Consider the following 16,223-nt stretch of genomic DNA (forward strand, 5'->3'; position numbering starts at 1 on the left):
GCTCCACAGGTCTATGATAGGCACTCCAGCCCGTCACCTCCCGGACCTTCCATGCCTGTCACACCGCGCCCCCTGGCGGTCACCCTGCAAGTCGTCTCCATCGTGCTGTTCACCTTCATCGGCTACCTCAACATCGGCATTCCCCTGGCCGTGCTGCCCGGCTTCGTGCACGACACCCTGGGGTTCGGCGCCGTGGTCGCCGGCCTGGTGATCAGCGTGCAATACCTCGCCACCCTGCTCAGCCGCCCCTATGCCAGCCGCCTCATCGACAATCAGGGCTGCAAGCGTGCGGTGATGTACGGCCTGGCCGGCTGCGGCCTGAGCGGCATGTTCATGTTGCTGGCCGCCTGGCTGCAGGCCACGCCCTGGATGAGCCTGACCAGCCTGCTGGTGGGGCGCCTGGTGCTGGGCAGCGCCGAAAGCCTGGTGGGTTCGGGCGCCATCGGCTGGGGCATCGGGCGGGTGGGCGCGCAGCACACCGCCAAGGTGATCTCCTGGAACGGCATCGCCAGCTACGGCGCGCTGGCCATCGGCGCACCGCTGGGGGTGGTGCTGGTACAGCAGCTGGGGCTGTGGAGCATGGGCGTGAGCATCCTGCTGCTGTGCGCGGCAGGCCTGGCGCTGGCCTGGCCCAAGCAGGCGGCGCCGATCGTCAGTGGCGTGCGCATGCCGTTTCTGCATGTGCTGGGGCGGGTGTTCGGGCATGGCTCGGGGCTAGCGCTGGGCTCGATCGGCTTTGGCACCATCGCCACCTTCATTACCCTGTACTACGCCAGCCAGTCCTGGCACAACGCCGCCTTGTGCCTGAGCCTGTTCGGCGCCAGCTTCATCAGCGCACGCCTGCTGTTCGGCAACCTGATCAACCGTCTGGGCGGCTACCGTGTCGCCATTGCCTGCCTGAGCGTGGAGACGATCGGCCTGTTGCTGCTGTGGCTGGCCCCCAGCGCCGAACTGGCACTGGCCGGTGCGGCACTGAGCGGTTTCGGCTTTTCGCTGGTATTCCCGGCGCTGGGGGTAGAGGCGGTCAATCTGGTGCCGGCAGCCAACCGCGGTGCCGCGGTGGGGGCCTACTCACTGTTCATCGACCTGTCGCTGGGTATCACTGGCCCACTGGCGGGGGCCGTGGCGGCAGGTTTCGGCTTTGCCTCGATCTTTCTGTTTGCGGCAATCGCCGCCTTGTGCGGCCTGCTGCTCAGCCTTTACCTGTACCGCCAGGCACGACTGAACCCGGTACGCCACACGCTTCAATAATCGATCTTGCCGCGCCCGGCCTTGATCGCCCCGCGCTTGCTCTTTGACTCCAGGCGACGGGTCTTGGAGCCCAGGGTCGGGCGCGTAGGCCGCCGCGCCTTCTCGACCTTCACCGCCGCCAGAATCAGGTCGCGCAAGCGCTCCAGGGCGTCGGCCCGGTTCTGCTCCTGGGTACGGTATTGCTGGGCCTTGAGCACGATCACCCCGTCGCTGGTGATCCGGCTGTCACGCAGGCCCAGCAACCGTTCCTTGTGAAACGGCGGCAGTGACGAGGCATTGATGTCAAAGCGCAGGTGCACGGCGCTGGAGACCTTGTTGACGTTCTGCCCACCGGCGCCCTGGGCGCGAATGGCGTTCAATTCGATCTCGTCATCGGGAATGTGCACGGCGTTGGAAATGATCAGCATGGGCCTGGCTTTGCGCGAATTGGCCTTCAGGATACCCGCCCTGGTGCACAAAACCAAAAAGCCCGGCACAAGGCCGGGCTTTCATTGCAGCATCCTGCGCTTACTTGAGGGCGGCGCTCGGCACTGCAGGGGCGCCGTTGGCGCTGCGCTTGCTCTTGAGCCAGTAGAAGCCCCACATCACCACCAGCCATACCGGAATCGCGTACACCGATACACGGATGCCCGGCATCAGCAGCATGATGCCCAGGATGAACACCACGAACGCCAGGCAGAGGTAGTTGCCGTAGGGGTAGATCAGCGCGCGGAACAGCGACTTCTGACCGGTACGGTCCATGTGCTGGCGGAACTTGAGGTGCGAGTAGCTGATCATCGCCCAGTTGATCACCAGGGTCGCCACCACCAGCGACATCAGCAGCTCCAGGGCGCTGTGCGGCATCAGGTAGTTGAGCAGCACCGCCACCACGGTAACGGCTGCCGACGCCAGAATCGAGCGTACCGGCACGCCACGCTTGTCGATCTTGGCCAGGCTGGCCGGCGCATCACCCTGCTCGGCCATGCCGTAGAGCATGCGCGCGTTGCAGTAGGTACCACTGTTGTACACCGACAGCGCCGCGGTCAGCACCACGAAGTTGAGGATATGCGCTGCGGTGTTGCTGCCCAGCAGCGAGAACACCTGCACGAACGGGCTGGCGCTGTAGGCATCGCCCGAGCTGGTCAGGCTGCTGACCAGGCTGTCCCACGGGGTCAGCGACAGCAGTACCACCAGGGCACCGATGTAGAAGATCAGGATGCGGTAGATGACCTGGTTGATCGCCTTGGGGATCACGGTCTTCGGCTTGTCGGCCTCGGCTGCGGTGAACCCGAGCATTTCCAGGCCGCCGAAGGAGAACATGATGATCGCCATGGCCATCACCAGGCCGCCGACGCCGTGCGGGAAGAAACCGCCGTGGGCCCACAGGTTGGTGACCGAGGCTTCAGGGCCGCCGCTGCCACTGACCAGCAGGTAGCTGCCCAGGCCGATCATGCCGACGATGGCCAGCACCTTGATGATCGCGAACCAGAACTCCGCCTCGCCGAACACCTTCACGTTGGCCAGGTTGATCGCGTTGATGAGGATGAAGAATGCGGCTGCCGAGGCCCAGGTGGGGATCTCCGGCCACCAGTAGTGGACATACTTGCCGACCGCGGTCAGCTCCGACATCCCCACCAGGATGTACAGCACCCAGCAGTTCCAGCCCGACAGGAAGCCGGCGAAACCGCCCCAGTACTTGTGGGCGAAGTGGGCGAAGGAGCCGGCCACCGGCTCTTCGACGATCATCTCGCCCAGCTGGCGCATGATCAGGAAGGCAATGAAGCCGCAGATCGCATAGCCCAGGATCATCGACGGGCCAGCCGATTGCATCACCCCGGCCGAACCCAGGAACAGGCCGGTGCCGATGGCGCCACCGAGGGCGATCAGCTGGATGTGGCGGTTTTTCAGGCCACGCTTGAGCTCACCTGAATGCGAGTTTTGTCCACTCATGAACGGAGTCACCTGTTTGTTTTTATCTGTGACGGAATCGGACCCACCGCGCTCGTGGCGCAGCGGAATTAACAAGGTGGTATACCTTGAGGAGTCTTGGACCAGAGCCTTCGGCACGGGCGGCAGCCCGAGGCGAATCAGCCCGGAGTCAGCAAGGTTGCGCGGTACGCAGTTGGGTCACAGTTAAAACGCGGCGCATTGTATACCCTTGCTTTGGCGCAGGGGTCAACACGTTGCGTGACTGTCGGATGACAAGACGCAGCGGTCCGGCGGGGGTTCTGGAGCCTGGGGGAGTGTACGGCGTGCATGGCGCCTCCATTTCTTGTTATGGCTTGCCCAGCTCTGCGGCGGGGCTTTTGCACTTGGCAATGGCGGCTATCACACCGTGGTTGCGGGGGTTGGGCAAGAGGTTGACGTGGACGGAAGGTGGCCGTCGCCGACGTTTTCGGCAAGGTTTGTTTACAGCCTGAAGGATGGGCTGGCTTGCCCAATCAGTACGCCATAAGTCGTAACGAATTATTTACGACGTGGTTCAAAAAGTTTCCACCGGTTGCCTTGAAGTGTCTGCGCCGGCCCTTCGCCGGCAAGGCCGGCTCCTACACTGCGAGTGCAATGCCTGTAGGAGCCGGCCTTGCCGGCGAAGGTACGTGAAAACACCACAGGCACAAAAAAGCCAACCCGAAGGTTGGCTTGTGTGAGCGCTTACTCAGCCCGCGGCGGCTTGCCACGGCTGCTGCCCGGCCGCTTGGGTGCGGAGCCCGCCGGCTTGCGCTTGTTCATGTCGCTCGGACGCTCGGCCACGGTGCTGCGGCCCTTGCGTGGCGAGTCGTCACGCGGCTGGCGCGCTGCGCGCTCGGTGGTCGCGCCACCTTCCTTGGCCGGGCGCAGGGTGCGCACGCGCTCGCCACGGCCCACCGGCTTGGACGACTTGCGCTGCATGCGCTCGAGCTTGTCCTTGACCTTGGCCTTCATCGCTGGCATCGCCACCGGCTTGAGCCCCACTTCGGCAGCCAGGATGTCCACTTCGCCCTGGCTCATTTCGCGCCAGCGGCCCATCGGCAGGTCGCTGTTGAGGAACACCGGGCCAAAGCGCACACGCTTCAGGCGGCTGACCACCAGGCCCTGGGATTCCCACAGGCGACGCACCTCACGGTTGCGGCCTTCCATCACCACGCAGTGGTACCAGTGGTTGAAACCTTCACCGCCCGGGGCTTCCTGAATGTCGGTGAAACGCGCCGGACCGTCTTCGAGCACCACGCCCGCCTTCAGGCGCGCGATCATGTCTTCGTCCACTTCGCCGCGTACACGCACTGCGTATTCACGGTCCATTTCGGACGACGGGTGCATCAGGCGGTTGGCCAGCTCACCATCGGTGGTGAACATCAGCAGGCCGGTGGTGTTGATGTCCAGGCGACCGACGTTGATCCAGCGGCCCTCTTTCGGGCGCGGCAGGCGATCGAACACGGTCGGACGACCTTCCGGGTCGTCACGGGTGCAGATCTCGCCGTCGGGCTTGTTGTACATGATGACGCGGCGCACGGTCTCGGCGGCTTCTTCACGCTTGATCAGGCGGCCGTCGACCGAAATCGCGTCGTGCATGTCGACGCGCTGGCCAAGGGTGGCGTCCACGCCATTGACCTTGATGCGACCCTGGCTGATCCAGGCCTCGACGTCGCGGCGCGAACCCACGCCGATGCGCGCGAGTACCTTTTGCAGTTTTTCGCCGGCTGGACGCGGCGGGCTATCGTGCAGATCCTGTTCACTCATCTGGGCACCTCCCGGTGTAGTGCTGCTGAAAATCATTGAATTGGCCAAACAAGCGCCAAAAAAGGTCGCGAATCATACGCCGAACCGACGACAAACGCACCACAGACTAGCCGATATTGCACCCCAGGACGCTGTTTTCCGCTCGAAGGCCGCTCAGCCCTGCGGCGAACCGGGCGCTGCCTGGCCCTCATCGGGTTCATCGGCTTGCTCGAGCAGGTCGTCGAAGTCGGTCTTGAGCCCCTGCTCCATCGAGTCCAGCTCCAGCAACAGGCTGTGAAAGCTGGTCTCCTCGACCGGGGCTTCGGGCTCGGCGCTCTCGTCGGCCAGGGCCTGCAGGTGGGCCGGCACCGGTGCATCATCCACTTCCAGCAATGGCTCGGGTTCCATCTCGCGCAACTCGGCCAGCGAGGGCAGCTCGTCGAGGTTCTTCAGGTTGAAGTGGTCGAGAAAGGCCTTGGTGGTGGCGAACATCGCCGGTTTACCGGGCACTTCGCGGTAGCCCACGATGCGCACCCACTCGCGCTCGAGCAGGGTCTTGATGATATTGGTGTTCACCGCCACGCCCCGCACATCCTCGATCTCGCCACGGGTGATCGGCTGGCGATAGGCGATCAGCGCAATGGTTTCGAGCAACGCACGCGAATAGCGCTGCGGCCGTTCTTCCCACAGCCGCCCGACCCAGGGCGCGTAGTCCTCGCGAATCTGCAGGCGGTAGCCCGAGGCCACTTCCTTGAGCTCGAACGCGCGCCCGGCACAGGACTTGCGCAGCACCTCGAGGGCCTTCTTGAACACGCCGGGCTCAGGGCGCTCGGCCTCTTCGAACAGCTCGTACAGGCGCTCCAGCGATTGCGCCTTGCCAGAGGCGAGCAGGAAGGCTTCCAGCAGCGGCGCCAGGTCACGGGGGTCGGTCAGGTTCATTGGGGTGCTCGTGTACGGTTATTCGGCCCGGGCGCGGACATGGATGGGAGCGAAGGGCTCATTCTGCACCAGTTCGACGAGAGATTCCTTGACCAGTTCGAGGATGGCCATGAAGGTCACCACCACCCCCAGCTTGCCCTCCTCGGCCGTGAACAGCTCGACGAAGGGCACGAAGCCGCCGCCCTTGAGGCGCTCGAGCACATCGCTCATGCGCTCGCGGGTCGACAGCGCCTCGCGGCTGACCTGGTGGCTCTCGAACATGTCGCCGCGGCGCAGCACCTCGGCCATCGACATCAGCACCTCTTCCAGCGCAACGTCGGGCAACAGCTTGCGCGCCTTGGCCTGGGGTGCCTCCAGGCGCGGTACGATCACCTCGCGGCCAACCCGGCTCAGGCCGTCGATGCCTTCGGCGGCGGCCTTGAAACGTTCGTACTCCTGCAGCCGGCGAATCAGTTCGGCACGCGGATCGTCCTCTTCCTGCTCCACTTCGGCCGAGCGCGGCAGCAGCATGCGCGACTTGATCTCGGCCAGCATCGCGGCCATCACCAGGTACTCGGCGGCCAGTTCCAGGCGTACGGTCTTCATCAGCTCGACATAGCCCATGTACTGGCGCGTGATCTCCGCCACCGGGATGTCGAGAATATCCACGTTCTGCTTGCGAATCAGGTACAGCAGCAGGTCGAGCGGGCCCTCGAAGGCTTCGAGGAACACTTCCAGCGCATCGGGCGGGATGTACAGGTCCACCGGCATCTCGGTCATGGCTTCGCCATACACCATCACCAGTGGCAGCTCCTGCTGGGCGCCGGCCTGTGGGTCCAGGGCCGGCTCGACCGCAGCGACCTGGTTCACGCTTCGGCCATGAAGGGCGCCGGGTCGCCGCAGCCTTCACGCACCAGCACCGCCTCCTCCCCGGTCAGGTCGATGATGGTGGAGGCCTTGAGGTCGCCGTAACCGCCGTCGATGATCAGGTCGACCTGTTTTTCCAGGCGCTGACGGATCTCGTACGGGTCGGTCATGGGTTCGTCGTCGCCTGGCAGGATCAGGCTGACGCTCATCAACGGCTCGCCCAGCTCTTCGAGCAAGGCCAGCAGAATGGGGTTTTGCGGCACGCGCAGGCCGATGGTGCGGCGCTTCTCGTGCAACAGCAGGCGCGGTACTTCGCGGGTGCCATTGAGGATGAAGGTATAGGGCCCCGGCACATGCGCCTTGAGCAGGCGGAACGTGGCGGTGTCGATCTTGGCGAACAGGCCCATCTGCGACAGGTCGCAGCAGATCAGCGTGAAGTTGTGGCTCTTGTCCAGCCCGCGCAAGCGGCGCACGCGCTCCACGGCAGACTTGTCGCCGATCTGGCAACCCATGGCGTAGGACGAATCGGTAGGGTAGACCACCACCCCACCCTTGCGGATGATCTCGACGGCCTGCTTGATCAGGCGCGATTGCGGGTTTTCCGCATGAATCTGGAAAAATTGACTCACGTTTTCTACCTGTTCAGACGGGTGCAGTGGGCTGCTCATGTTTGAATCGACGCCACAGGGGTGGCAGGTCCTCCGGCAACGGCCGGTAGACACCGATCTCAGACCAGGCGCCCGGGCCATGGAAATCGCTGCCGGCGCTGGCCAGCAGACCGAACTCACGGGCCAGGATCGACATCGTGCCCACCTGTTCGGCGGGCATCATCCCATTCACCACTTCCAGCGCCTGGCCACCTGCTTGAATATAGTCGGCAATCAGGCGTCGACGCTTGCTGCGGGTTAATTCGTAGTGCATCGGGTGGGCAAGGCTGACCCATGCGTGGGACTGGCGCAGGGTCTGCACGGTGTCTTCCAGGCTTGGCCAGTGCAGCTTCACATCCCCCAGCTTGCCGGCGCCCAGCCACTTGCGAAAGGCTTCGCCGCGGTCCTTGACGTGGCCGGCACGCACCAGGTACTCGGCAAAGTGCGGACGGGCCGGCGCATTGCCGCTGTCGCCCAGCTCCTGCTGGATGGCACGGGCGCCGTCCAGCGCGCCGGGCATGCCCTTGAGCGCCAGCCGCCGGTCGATTTCCTCGGAGCGCAGCCAGCGTCCACGGTGCAGCGACTCGACGGCGCGCTGCAGCGGTTCGGCATCGAGCGGGAAGTTGTAGCCCAGGATGTGAATCGTCGCCCCGCCCCAGGTGCAGGACAGCTCGACCCCGCTGACCCACTGCATGTCCAGCGCCTGGGTGGCAGCCTGGGCTTCGAGCTGGCCTTCGAGGGTGTCGTGGTCGGTCAGCGAAAGCATCCGCACGCCGTGTTCGTGGGCGCGAGCGACCAGCGCCGTGGGCGACAGGGCGCCATCGGAAGCGGTGCTGTGGCAGTGCAGATCAACATTCATAGGTGGCGCATACGCTCTCATTGATGTTTGTTATTATGCCGTCACATCCTGCTTCTGGCTGCCACTGTGAAACAATTCATCGATTTCATCCCGTTGTTCCTGTTTTTCATCGTCTACAAGCTCGACCCGCGCACGGTCGATGTTGCCGGCCAGTCGTTCGAGCTGGGCGGCATCTACAGCGCCACGGCGGTGCTGATCATCAGTTCGCTGGTGGTGTATGGCGCATTGCTGATCCGCCAGCGCAAGCTGGAGAAGGGCCAGTGGCTGACCCTGGTGGCATGCCTGGTATTTGGCGGCCTGACCCTGGCCTTCCACAGCGAGACCTTCCTCAAGTGGAAGGCCCCGGCGGTGAACTGGCTGTTCGCCACCGCTTTTGCGGGCAGTCACTTCATTGGTGACCGTGTATTGATCAAGCGCATCATGGGCCATGCGCTGACCTTGCCCGAGCCGGTGTGGACGCGCCTGAACCTGGCGTGGATCGCGTTCTTCCTGTTCTGCGGCGCGGCCAACCTGTTCGTTGCCTTCACCTTCCAGGACATCTGGGTGGACTTCAAGGTATTCGGCAGCCTGGGCATGACCGTACTGTTCCTGGTGGGCCAGGGTGTCTACCTGTCCCGTCACCTGCACGACAGCGACCCTACTACCCCCAAGACCGAGGACTGACATGCTCTACGCCATCATCGCCACAGACGTTGCCGATTCGCTGCAAGCCCGCCTGGCTGCACGCCCGGCGCACCTTGAGCGCCTGCAGCAGCTCAAGGCCGAAGGCCGCATCGTACTGGCCGGCCCGCACCCGGCGATCGACAGCAACGACCCTGGCGCGGCCGGGTTCAGTGGCAGCCTGATCGTCGCCGAGTTCGACTCGCTCGAGGCTGCCAAGGCCTGGGCAGATGCAGATCCTTACATTGCGGCGGGTGTATATGCCGAAGTGCTGGTGAAACCATTCAAGCAGGTCCTGCCGTAACCTGATCGGCGCGACGAGCCCTTCGTCGCGCCGGTTCGCCTTACCTTCTGCGCACCTTCGCACACACTCGCTGCTCCCCTTCCTGGCTTTGCCCACTACAGCGGGCCTGTAGTGCTACGCCTTAAAATCCACTCGAATGTTCATCATTCTCGTCCACCTGCCGACAACCTACGCAACACCCGATTGGAATCAAGGAGTTCCGATGCGTCAAGGTCCGTTGTCCATGCTGCTGTGCCTGTTGCTGCTGACCCCGCTCGCCAAGGCCGCCGAAGCCTCCGCCAGCACCCCTTTGTCGTTGAGTGCGGGTAGCCAGATCTCCGAGCTGCAGCAACGCCTCAAGGAAAGTGAGCGCCAGCACGAAGCGCTCAAGCAGCAGCTGAAAAATGCCGAGAACGAGCGCGAAAGCGCCCAGCTGACCCGCCTGCGCCAGGAGAACCAGCGCCTGAGGCAGCAGCTCGAGCAACACCAGGCCAACCCGCTGCCCAAGCTGCTCACCGATCAGCAGCAATGGTTCGTGATTGGTGCCGGAGTTGCCCTGTTGGCCGTGCTCTGCGGTATCTTTGCCAGTGGCAGCCACAGACGGCGCCGGCAATGGTTGAATTGAGTGAGACATGAGCGAGCTGCTACTGATTGATGATGACCAGGAACTGTGCGAGCTGCTGAGCAGCTGGCTGACCCAGGAAGGCTTTCAGGTGCGTGCCTGCCATGATGGCCAGAGCGCCCGCAAGGCACTGGCCGAGCACGCCCCGGCAGCGGTGGTGCTGGATGTGATGCTGCCCGACGGCAGCGGCCTGGAACTGCTCAAGCAATTGCGCAGCGACCACGCCGAACTGCCAGTGCTGATGCTGTCTGCTCGCGGCGAGCCGCTGGACCGTATCCTGGGCCTGGAACTGGGCGCCGACGACTACCTGGCCAAGCCCTGCGACCCCCGCGAGCTCACCGCGCGGCTGCGCGCCGTGCTGCGCCGCAGCCACCCGGCCGCCACACCCACCCAGATGGAAGTGGGCGACCTGCGCTTCAGCCCCGCCCGTGGCGTGGTCGACATCGACGAACGCGAGCTGACCCTGACCCTTTCCGAAAGCCGCATTCTCGAAGCCCTGCTGGGCCAGCCGGGTGAGCCGCTGGACAAACAGGAACTGGCGCAGCTCGCCCTGGGCCGCAAGCTGACCCTGTACGACCGTAGCCTGGACATGCACGTCAGCAACCTGCGTAAGAAGATCGGCCCGCATCCCGATGGCAGGCCGCGCATCGTCGCCCTGCGCAGCCGCGGCTATTACTACAGCCTGTAGGCGCCAGCCTTGCTGGCAAAGGGGCGCACGCCAACGCCCCACCGTGTAAACACCCTCGCCCACCCTCTTTACCCAAGCTTTACCCTTGCCTGACCGCCGCTGACCTTGATCTCCCTAGACTGGGCACATCCGGTAACGACCGGCCTCAACAAGGAGAGTCACCATGCGCAAGACCCTTATCGCCCTGATGTTCGCTGCCGCCCTGCCAACCGTAGCCATGGCCATGCCCGATGGCGGCCCCCGTCACGGCGCCGAGCACCAACGCGGTGGAGCGCCTTTCGCCCAGCTGGACCTGACCCGCGAGCAGCGCCAGCAGATCCGTCAACTGATGGGCGAGCAGATGAAGAGCCGCCACGAAATCACCCAGCGCTACCTGGCCAAGCTGCCGGCAGCCGACCAGAAGGCACTCAAGGACGAACTCAAGGCAAGCCACGACAAGGTCGACACCCAGATCCGCGGCATGCTCAAGCCAGAGCAGCAGAAGCAGTTCGATGAAATGAAGAAGAAGCAGGCAGAGCGCAAGGCCGAGTGGGCCGAGTTCAAAGCCTGGAAAGCTGAAAAAGCCAGCAAGGCCCAGTAAGCTGTCCACACCCCGCCCGACCTGCCCCCGCAGGTCGGGCTTCTTTCGTTTGAGGTAATGCCCTTGCGTTCACTGTTCTGGCGCATCCTGGCCAGTTTCTGGCTGGCCATCACCCTGGTTGCCGGGCTGTCGATCCTGCTCGGCCACATGCTCAATCAGGACGCCTGGATCCTCAGCCGCCACCCGGGGCTCAATACCCTGGCCATGAACTGGTCGGCGCGCTACGAACAGCAAGGGCCCGAGGCCGCGCAGCGTTATCTGGAGCTGCGCAAGCGACGCTACAACATCGACGTGCAGGTGCTCAACGAAAGCGGCGAGGCCGTGGTGCCAGGCACGTTCCCGCGCCGCGCAGCAGCCTTCGAGGCGCGCCGGCACAACGGCGAGCCGCTGCCCTGGCGACGCCTCACCGAGGAGTACACCAGCCCTGGCACGGGCGACACCTACCTGCTGATCTACCGCATCCCTCACCCCGAACTCGACGCCTGGCACCGCGACAGCCTGCTGTGGCCGCTGAGTGCATTGGGCATTGCCCTGGTGGTACTGACCCTGTTCAGCCTGCTGGTGACCCTGTCGATCACCCGCCCCCTCAGTCGCCTGCGTGGCGCGGTACATGACCTGGGGCAGACCACCTACCAGCAGAACAGCCTGGCACGCCTGGCCAACCGGCGCGACGAGTTCGGTGTGCTGGCCAATGACTTCAACCGCATGGGCGCGCGCCTGCAGAGCCTGATTGCCAGCCAGCGCCAACTGCTGCGTGACGTGTCCCATGAACTGCGCTCACCCCTGGCACGCCTGCGGATCGCCCTGGCCCTGGCCGAGCGGGCAGAGCCTGCACAGCAGCAGGCCTACTGGCCGCGCCTGACCCGCGAGTGCGACCGCCTCGAGGCGTTGATCAGCGAAATCCTGGTGTTGGCGCGGGTGGATGCCGAAAGCGCCAGCGCAGAACCGGTCGACCTCAATGCGCTGCTGGCCAGCGTGCGCAAGGATGCTCAGCTCGCAGCGCCGGAACAGGACATCCAGCTGCACGACACGCCTGGGCTGAGCCTGCAGGGCTGGCCGACACTGATCGAACGTGCGCTGGACAACCTGCTGCGCAATGCCGTGCGCTTCAATCCGCCGGGGCAACCGATCGAGATGAGTGCACAGCGTGAAGGCGAGCGTATCGTGCTGACGGTGCGCGACCACGGGCCGGGGGTGGCCGACGAGCACCTGGCGCAGTTGGGCGAGCCGTTTTTCCGCGCCCCGGGGCAGACCACGGCCGGGCATGGCCTGGGCCTTGCGATCGCGCGCAAGGCGGCGGAACGTCATGGTGGCAGCCTGGTGCTGGGCAACCATGCGCAGGGCGGGTTCGTGGCGACGCTGGAGTTGCCGGTGGCGGGGCCGGCTAGCGCCTGAATAAAGACGGGTGTTGGCTTCTTCGCTGGCAAGCCGGCCCCCACAGGCTTGTCACCGTCCTCAGGGGCAGCTGCGTACCTGTGGGAGCTGGCTTTGCCAGCGAAAGGGCCATCTGATGCCTGTATAGCTTAGCGGGGCTGCTCCCAGGCGCTGACAAACGCCTCGACAGACACCACCGGCGCCGTACGCGGCGGGTTAAGCGGCGTGCCCACATACAGGAAGCCGATCAGCTCTTCGGTATCCGCCAACCCGAGGCCCTTGGCCACCTGCGGGCTGTAGGACAGCTCGCCGGTACGCCACACCGCGCCGATCCCCTGGGCATATGCCGCCAGCAGAATGGCATGCGCCGCACACGCGGCCGCCAGCCGCTGCTCGGACTTGGGCACCTTGACGTGATCCTGCACGTTCGCGATCACCACAATCAGCAACGGCGCCCGCAGCGGCATGGCATGGGCCTTTTCCAGCGCTGCCTCGGTGGCTTCGCCCTGCGCCTGCACCGCCTCGGCCAGCAGCGCCCCCAATTGCTCGCGGGCCGCGCCTTCGATGGTCAGGAACCGCCAGGGCCGCAATTGGCCATGGTCCGGCGCACGCGAGGCCGCCCGAAACAGCAACTCGCGCTGCGCAGCATCAGGTGCCGGCTCTACCAGGCGAGGAACGGAAACACGGTTGAGCAATGCGTCGAGAGCCTCCATCGGCTACCCCCTGTCGAGAAATGTGCGGCTATTCTACCGTTTACTTAAAGAGGCCCATAGGTAGAATGGCGCCCCTCCGTTTCAACCCAGAGCAGATCACATGGCGTTGCCGACCTTAAGGATCATCGGTTTCATTATCGGCATCTTCCTGATTACCCTGGCGATCAGCATGACCGTGCCCATGGCCACCCTGGTCATCTACGAGCGCACCGGCGACCTGCCGTCGTTTCTGTGGGCCAGCCTGATCACCTTCATTGCCGGCTTGGCCCTGGTCATACCCGGGCGCCCCGAGCACGTGCACCTGCGCCCGCGCGACATGTACCTGCTCACCGTGAGCAGCTGGCTGGTGGTGTGCATCTTCGCCGCCCTGCCGTTCCTGCTGACCCAGCACATCAGCTACACCGATGCCTTCTTCGAGAGCATGTCGGGCATCACCGCCACCGGCGCCACCGTGCTCAGTGGCCTGGACAGCATGTCGCCGGGCATCCTGATATGGCGCTCGCTGCTGCACTGGCTGGGCGGCATCGGCTTCATCGGCATGGCGGTTGCGATCCTGCCGCTGCTGCGCATCGGCGGCATGCGCCTGTTCCAGACCGAGTCCTCGGACCGCTCCGAAAAGGTCATGCCCCGCTCGCACATGGTCGCCAAGTCGATCGTGGCGGTGTACGTGGGCATCACCACCATCGGCGGGCTGGGGTTCTGGCTGGCCGGCATGAGCCCGTTCGATGCCATCAACCACGCCATGTCGGCGATTTCCACCGGCGGTTTCTCCACCTCCGACCAGTCGCTGGCCAAGTGGGACCAGCCGGCCGTGCACTGGGTGGCGGTGGTGGTGATGATCCTGGGCAGTGTGCCGTTCACCCTCTACGTGGCCACGATGCGTGGCAATCGCAAGGCACTGATCAAGGACCAGCAGGTACAGGGCCTGCTCGGCCTGCTGGTGGCCACCTGGGTGGTGCTGGGTACCTGGTACTGGGCCACCACCAGCCTGCCGTGGTTCGATGCCTTGCGCCACGTGGCGCTGAACGTGACCTCGGTGGTCACCACCACCGGCTTCGCCCTGGGCGACTACAGCCTGTGGGGCAACTTTTCGCTGATGCTGTTCTTCTACCTGGGTTTCATCGGCGGCTGTTCGGGCTCGACCGCGGGCGGGATCAAGATCTTCCGCTTCCAGGTGGCCTACATTCTGCTCAAGGCCAGCCTCAACCAGCTGATTCACCCGCGTGCGGTGATCAAGCAGAAATACAACGGTCACCGCCTCGACGAAGAGATCGTGCGGTCGATCCTGACCTTCTCGTTCTTCTTCGCCATCACCATCTGCATCATCGCGCTGCTGCTTTCGCTGCTGGGCGTGGACTGGATGACTGCCCTGACCGGCGCGGCCAGCACCGTATCCGGCGTAGGCCCGGGCCTGGGCGAAACCATCGGCCCGGCGGGCAACTTCGCCACCCTGCCCGACGCCGCCAAGTGGATCCTGGCCGGCGGCATGCTGCTGGGCCGCCTGGAAATCATTACGGTGCTGGTTCTGTGCATGCCGGCGTTCTGGCGGCACTGACGCCCTGGGCCGACGCCTCGGGGCCGGCACTGCGCGCCAGCTCCATGCGTGTGCGGTATTCCCCGGGGGTGAGGTCGAACCAGCGCCGGAAGGCCCGGAAGAAGTTGCTCGGGTCGGCAAAACCCAGCAGGTAGGCAGCCTCCAGCAATGTCATGTTCGGCTGCGCAAGGTACTGCTCGGCAAGTTCGCGACGGGTATCGTCGAGCAGGGTCTGAAAGCTGGTGCCCTCCTCCTGCAGGCGCCGCTGCAGCGTGCGCTGCGACAGGTGCAGGGCCTGGGCGACCATTTCGCGCTTGGGTTCGCCCTGGGGCAGCATGCGGCACAGCACCTGACGTGCACGGTGGGTCACCCGGCTTTCGGAAAAACGCGCCAGGTACTCGCCGGCAAAACGGTCGTGCAGAATCGCCATGGCCTCGTTGGCCGTGGGCAACGGCGCCTCCATGTCGGCGCGCTCGAACACCAGCGCATCGTGGGGCGCGCCAAACACCAGCGGGGCACGAAACGCCTGCTTGTAGGGTTCTATATCCTGAGGCTGCGGGCCTTGTACCAGCACCCGGCGCAGCTGGATGGTGCGCCCGCTCAACCAGCAGCACAGCGCCAGGGCGCAGGCCAGCGAGGCCTCGGCGCTGTGCCGGGTGGGCGGCAGATGATCGCCATGCACGGTCAGCACCAGCGAGTAGCCTTCCGGCCCCAGGCGAAAGCTCAGGTCGGAACTCTCCGCGATAATGCGCTGGTAACGCACCAGGCGCTCGAACCCCTCGGCCAGGGTGCGGCTGGACATCAAGGCATAGCCGACCACGTGAAACGATGCCGGGCGCACCACCCGCGCCATGTTCAGGCCGATGGCACGGTTGCCCGACAACTCTTCGGCCAGTTGCCACAAGCGGGTCATGGAGTCCTGGGTGAAACGTGCGTCGGGGTCGTCCAGCGCGGCGAAGTCCAGGCCGAGCTGCTTGAACAGCGCAGGGCAATCGAGCCCTTCGAATTCAAGTGCCTTGACGATCCCCGAGGCCCAGCTTGCTGACGTGGTTCTTTCGCTCATGGCTGGCTTCTTTTGGGTAAGACCGCTCCTGCGGTGAACGCAAAGGATACTAAAGTGGCGCTTATTGTCACTGACTGATACTGCGACACAATTCTAGACTCGGTTCAGGCTCCACGCCGTGCATGTTTCGCCACCTTCGACCGATACGGGAGCGACGCAGTGAACAGCCCCCCACGCTTCAACAGCTTTGCCGAGTTCTATCCGTATTATCTGGGTGAGCATAGCAACCCTGTCTGCCGCCGCCTGCACTTCGTCGGCACCAGCCTGGTGATCGCCCTGCTGGCCTACGCCCTGGCCAGTGCCAACGGCTGGCTGCTGCTGGCGGTGCCGGTGGCCGGTTACGGCTTTGCCTGGGCAGGCCACTTCTTTTTCGAGAAGAACCGCCCCGCCACCTTCACCTACCCCTTCTACAGCCTGCTGGGCGATTTTGTCCTGTACCGCGACATGCTGCGCGGCAAGGTGCAGTTCTGAGCATCGCCCGCCCCCTGC

At 64.6% G+C, this 16,223-nt stretch carries 18 protein-coding genes; 9 read left to right on the top strand and 9 right to left on the bottom strand.

The window, feature by feature from the left end:
* Nucleotides 1–51 precede the first annotated feature (51 nt).
* Nucleotides 52–1,251, top strand: coding sequence for an MFS transporter (locus tag DN387_RS24825; protein ID WP_054916587.1), 1,200 nt, complete (start codon nt 52–54; stop codon nt 1,249–1,251).
* Here the strand turns inward: DN387_RS24825 and arfB are convergent.
* From arfB to DN387_RS24860, 7 genes are all read right to left on the bottom strand, one after another.
* The gene (gene arfB / locus DN387_RS24830; protein ID WP_054916596.1) at nt 1,245–1,658 is read right to left on the bottom strand and encodes an alternative ribosome rescue aminoacyl-tRNA hydrolase ArfB; all 414 of its coding nucleotides are present in this window, start codon (nt 1,656–1,658) and stop codon (nt 1,245–1,247) included. The two genes, DN387_RS24825 and arfB, sit on opposite strands and share 7 nt — an antisense overlap.
* A 100-nt stretch (nt 1,659–1,758) precedes the next feature.
* Entirely contained in the window at nt 1,759–3,180 is a 1,422-nt protein-coding gene (locus DN387_RS24835; protein ID WP_043864106.1) for an amino acid permease, read from the bottom strand.
* A 702-nt stretch (nt 3,181–3,882) separates the two neighbouring features.
* Nucleotides 3,883–4,947 (bottom strand): 23S rRNA pseudouridine(2605) synthase RluB, encoded by a 1,065-nt coding sequence (gene rluB / locus DN387_RS24840; protein WP_054916588.1) that lies wholly within the window; start codon nt 4,945–4,947, stop codon nt 3,883–3,885.
* Between the two features lie 153 nt (nt 4,948–5,100).
* Nucleotides 5,101–5,865: an SMC-Scp complex subunit ScpB gene (gene scpB, locus DN387_RS24845; protein ID WP_043864108.1), complete on the bottom strand. Its 765-nt coding sequence runs from the start codon at nt 5,863–5,865 to the stop codon at nt 5,101–5,103.
* Between the two features lie 18 nt (nt 5,866–5,883).
* Nucleotides 5,884–6,582: a ScpA family protein gene (locus DN387_RS24850; RefSeq protein ID WP_162484885.1), complete on the bottom strand. Its 699-nt coding sequence runs from the start codon at nt 6,580–6,582 to the stop codon at nt 5,884–5,886.
* Nucleotides 6,583–6,710: 128 nt separating this feature from the next.
* Entirely contained in the window at nt 6,711–7,340 is a 630-nt protein-coding gene (locus DN387_RS24855; protein ID WP_054916597.1) for an L-threonylcarbamoyladenylate synthase, read from the bottom strand.
* A 13-nt stretch (nt 7,341–7,353) separates the two neighbouring features.
* Nucleotides 7,354–8,217 carry a PHP domain-containing protein gene (locus DN387_RS24860; RefSeq protein WP_043864110.1) on the bottom strand — a complete coding sequence of 288 codons (864 nt, stop codon included), beginning with the start codon at nt 8,215–8,217 and terminating at the stop codon, nt 7,354–7,356.
* A 66-nt stretch (nt 8,218–8,283) separates the two neighbouring features.
* Between DN387_RS24860 and DN387_RS24865 the strand changes: the two genes are divergently transcribed.
* From DN387_RS24865 to DN387_RS24890, 6 genes are all read left to right on the top strand, one after another.
* Entirely contained in the window at nt 8,284–8,880 is a 597-nt protein-coding gene (locus DN387_RS24865) for a septation protein A (protein WP_043864111.1), read from the top strand.
* Between the two features lies 1 nt (nt 8,881).
* Nucleotides 8,882–9,181, top strand: coding sequence for a YciI family protein (locus DN387_RS24870; RefSeq protein WP_043864112.1), 300 nt, complete (start codon nt 8,882–8,884; stop codon nt 9,179–9,181).
* A gap of 202 nt (nt 9,182–9,383) precedes the next feature.
* Nucleotides 9,384–9,785: a hypothetical protein gene (locus DN387_RS24875; RefSeq protein WP_054916589.1), complete on the top strand. Its 402-nt coding sequence runs from the start codon at nt 9,384–9,386 to the stop codon at nt 9,783–9,785.
* Between the two features lie 7 nt (nt 9,786–9,792).
* Complete coding sequence (locus tag DN387_RS24880; protein ID WP_043864114.1) at nt 9,793–10,470, top strand: response regulator transcription factor; 678 nt, start codon at nt 9,793–9,795, stop codon at nt 10,468–10,470.
* 163 nt (nt 10,471–10,633) lie between these two features.
* Nucleotides 10,634–11,050, top strand: a complete 417-nt coding sequence (locus DN387_RS24885) for a Spy/CpxP family protein refolding chaperone (RefSeq protein WP_043864115.1) — start codon at nt 10,634–10,636, stop codon at nt 11,048–11,050.
* Nucleotides 11,051–11,107: 57 nt separating this feature from the next.
* Nucleotides 11,108–12,445 (top strand): HAMP domain-containing sensor histidine kinase, encoded by a 1,338-nt coding sequence (locus tag DN387_RS24890; protein ID WP_043864116.1) that lies wholly within the window; start codon nt 11,108–11,110, stop codon nt 12,443–12,445.
* A 128-nt stretch (nt 12,446–12,573) separates the two neighbouring features.
* Here the strand turns inward: DN387_RS24890 and DN387_RS24895 are convergent, their stop codons facing one another.
* Nucleotides 12,574–13,137: a nitroreductase family protein gene (locus DN387_RS24895; RefSeq protein WP_043864117.1), complete on the bottom strand. Its 564-nt coding sequence runs from the start codon at nt 13,135–13,137 to the stop codon at nt 12,574–12,576.
* 100 nt (nt 13,138–13,237) lie between these two features.
* Between DN387_RS24895 and DN387_RS24900 the strand changes: the two genes are divergently transcribed.
* Nucleotides 13,238–14,692 (top strand): TrkH family potassium uptake protein, encoded by a 1,455-nt coding sequence (locus DN387_RS24900; protein ID WP_043864118.1) that lies wholly within the window; start codon nt 13,238–13,240, stop codon nt 14,690–14,692.
* Here DN387_RS24900 and DN387_RS24905 read toward each other — a convergent pair.
* A complete protein-coding gene (locus DN387_RS24905; protein WP_043864119.1) occupies nt 14,649–15,734 on the bottom strand; it encodes an AraC family transcriptional regulator in 1,086 nt (361 codons plus the stop codon). The two genes, DN387_RS24900 and DN387_RS24905, sit on opposite strands and share 44 nt — an antisense overlap.
* A 159-nt stretch (nt 15,735–15,893) precedes the next feature.
* On the opposite strand from DN387_RS24905, the gene DN387_RS24910 reads away from it, so the two are divergent.
* The gene (locus DN387_RS24910; RefSeq protein WP_043864120.1) at nt 15,894–16,205 is read left to right on the top strand and encodes a DUF962 domain-containing protein; all 312 of its coding nucleotides are present in this window, start codon (nt 15,894–15,896) and stop codon (nt 16,203–16,205) included.
* Nucleotides 16,206–16,223: the final 18 nt, after the last annotated feature.

It is taken from the genome of Pseudomonas sp. FBF18 (genome assembly GCF_024261405.1).
Taxonomy (GTDB): domain Bacteria; phylum Pseudomonadota; class Gammaproteobacteria; order Pseudomonadales; family Pseudomonadaceae; genus Aquipseudomonas; species Aquipseudomonas palmensis.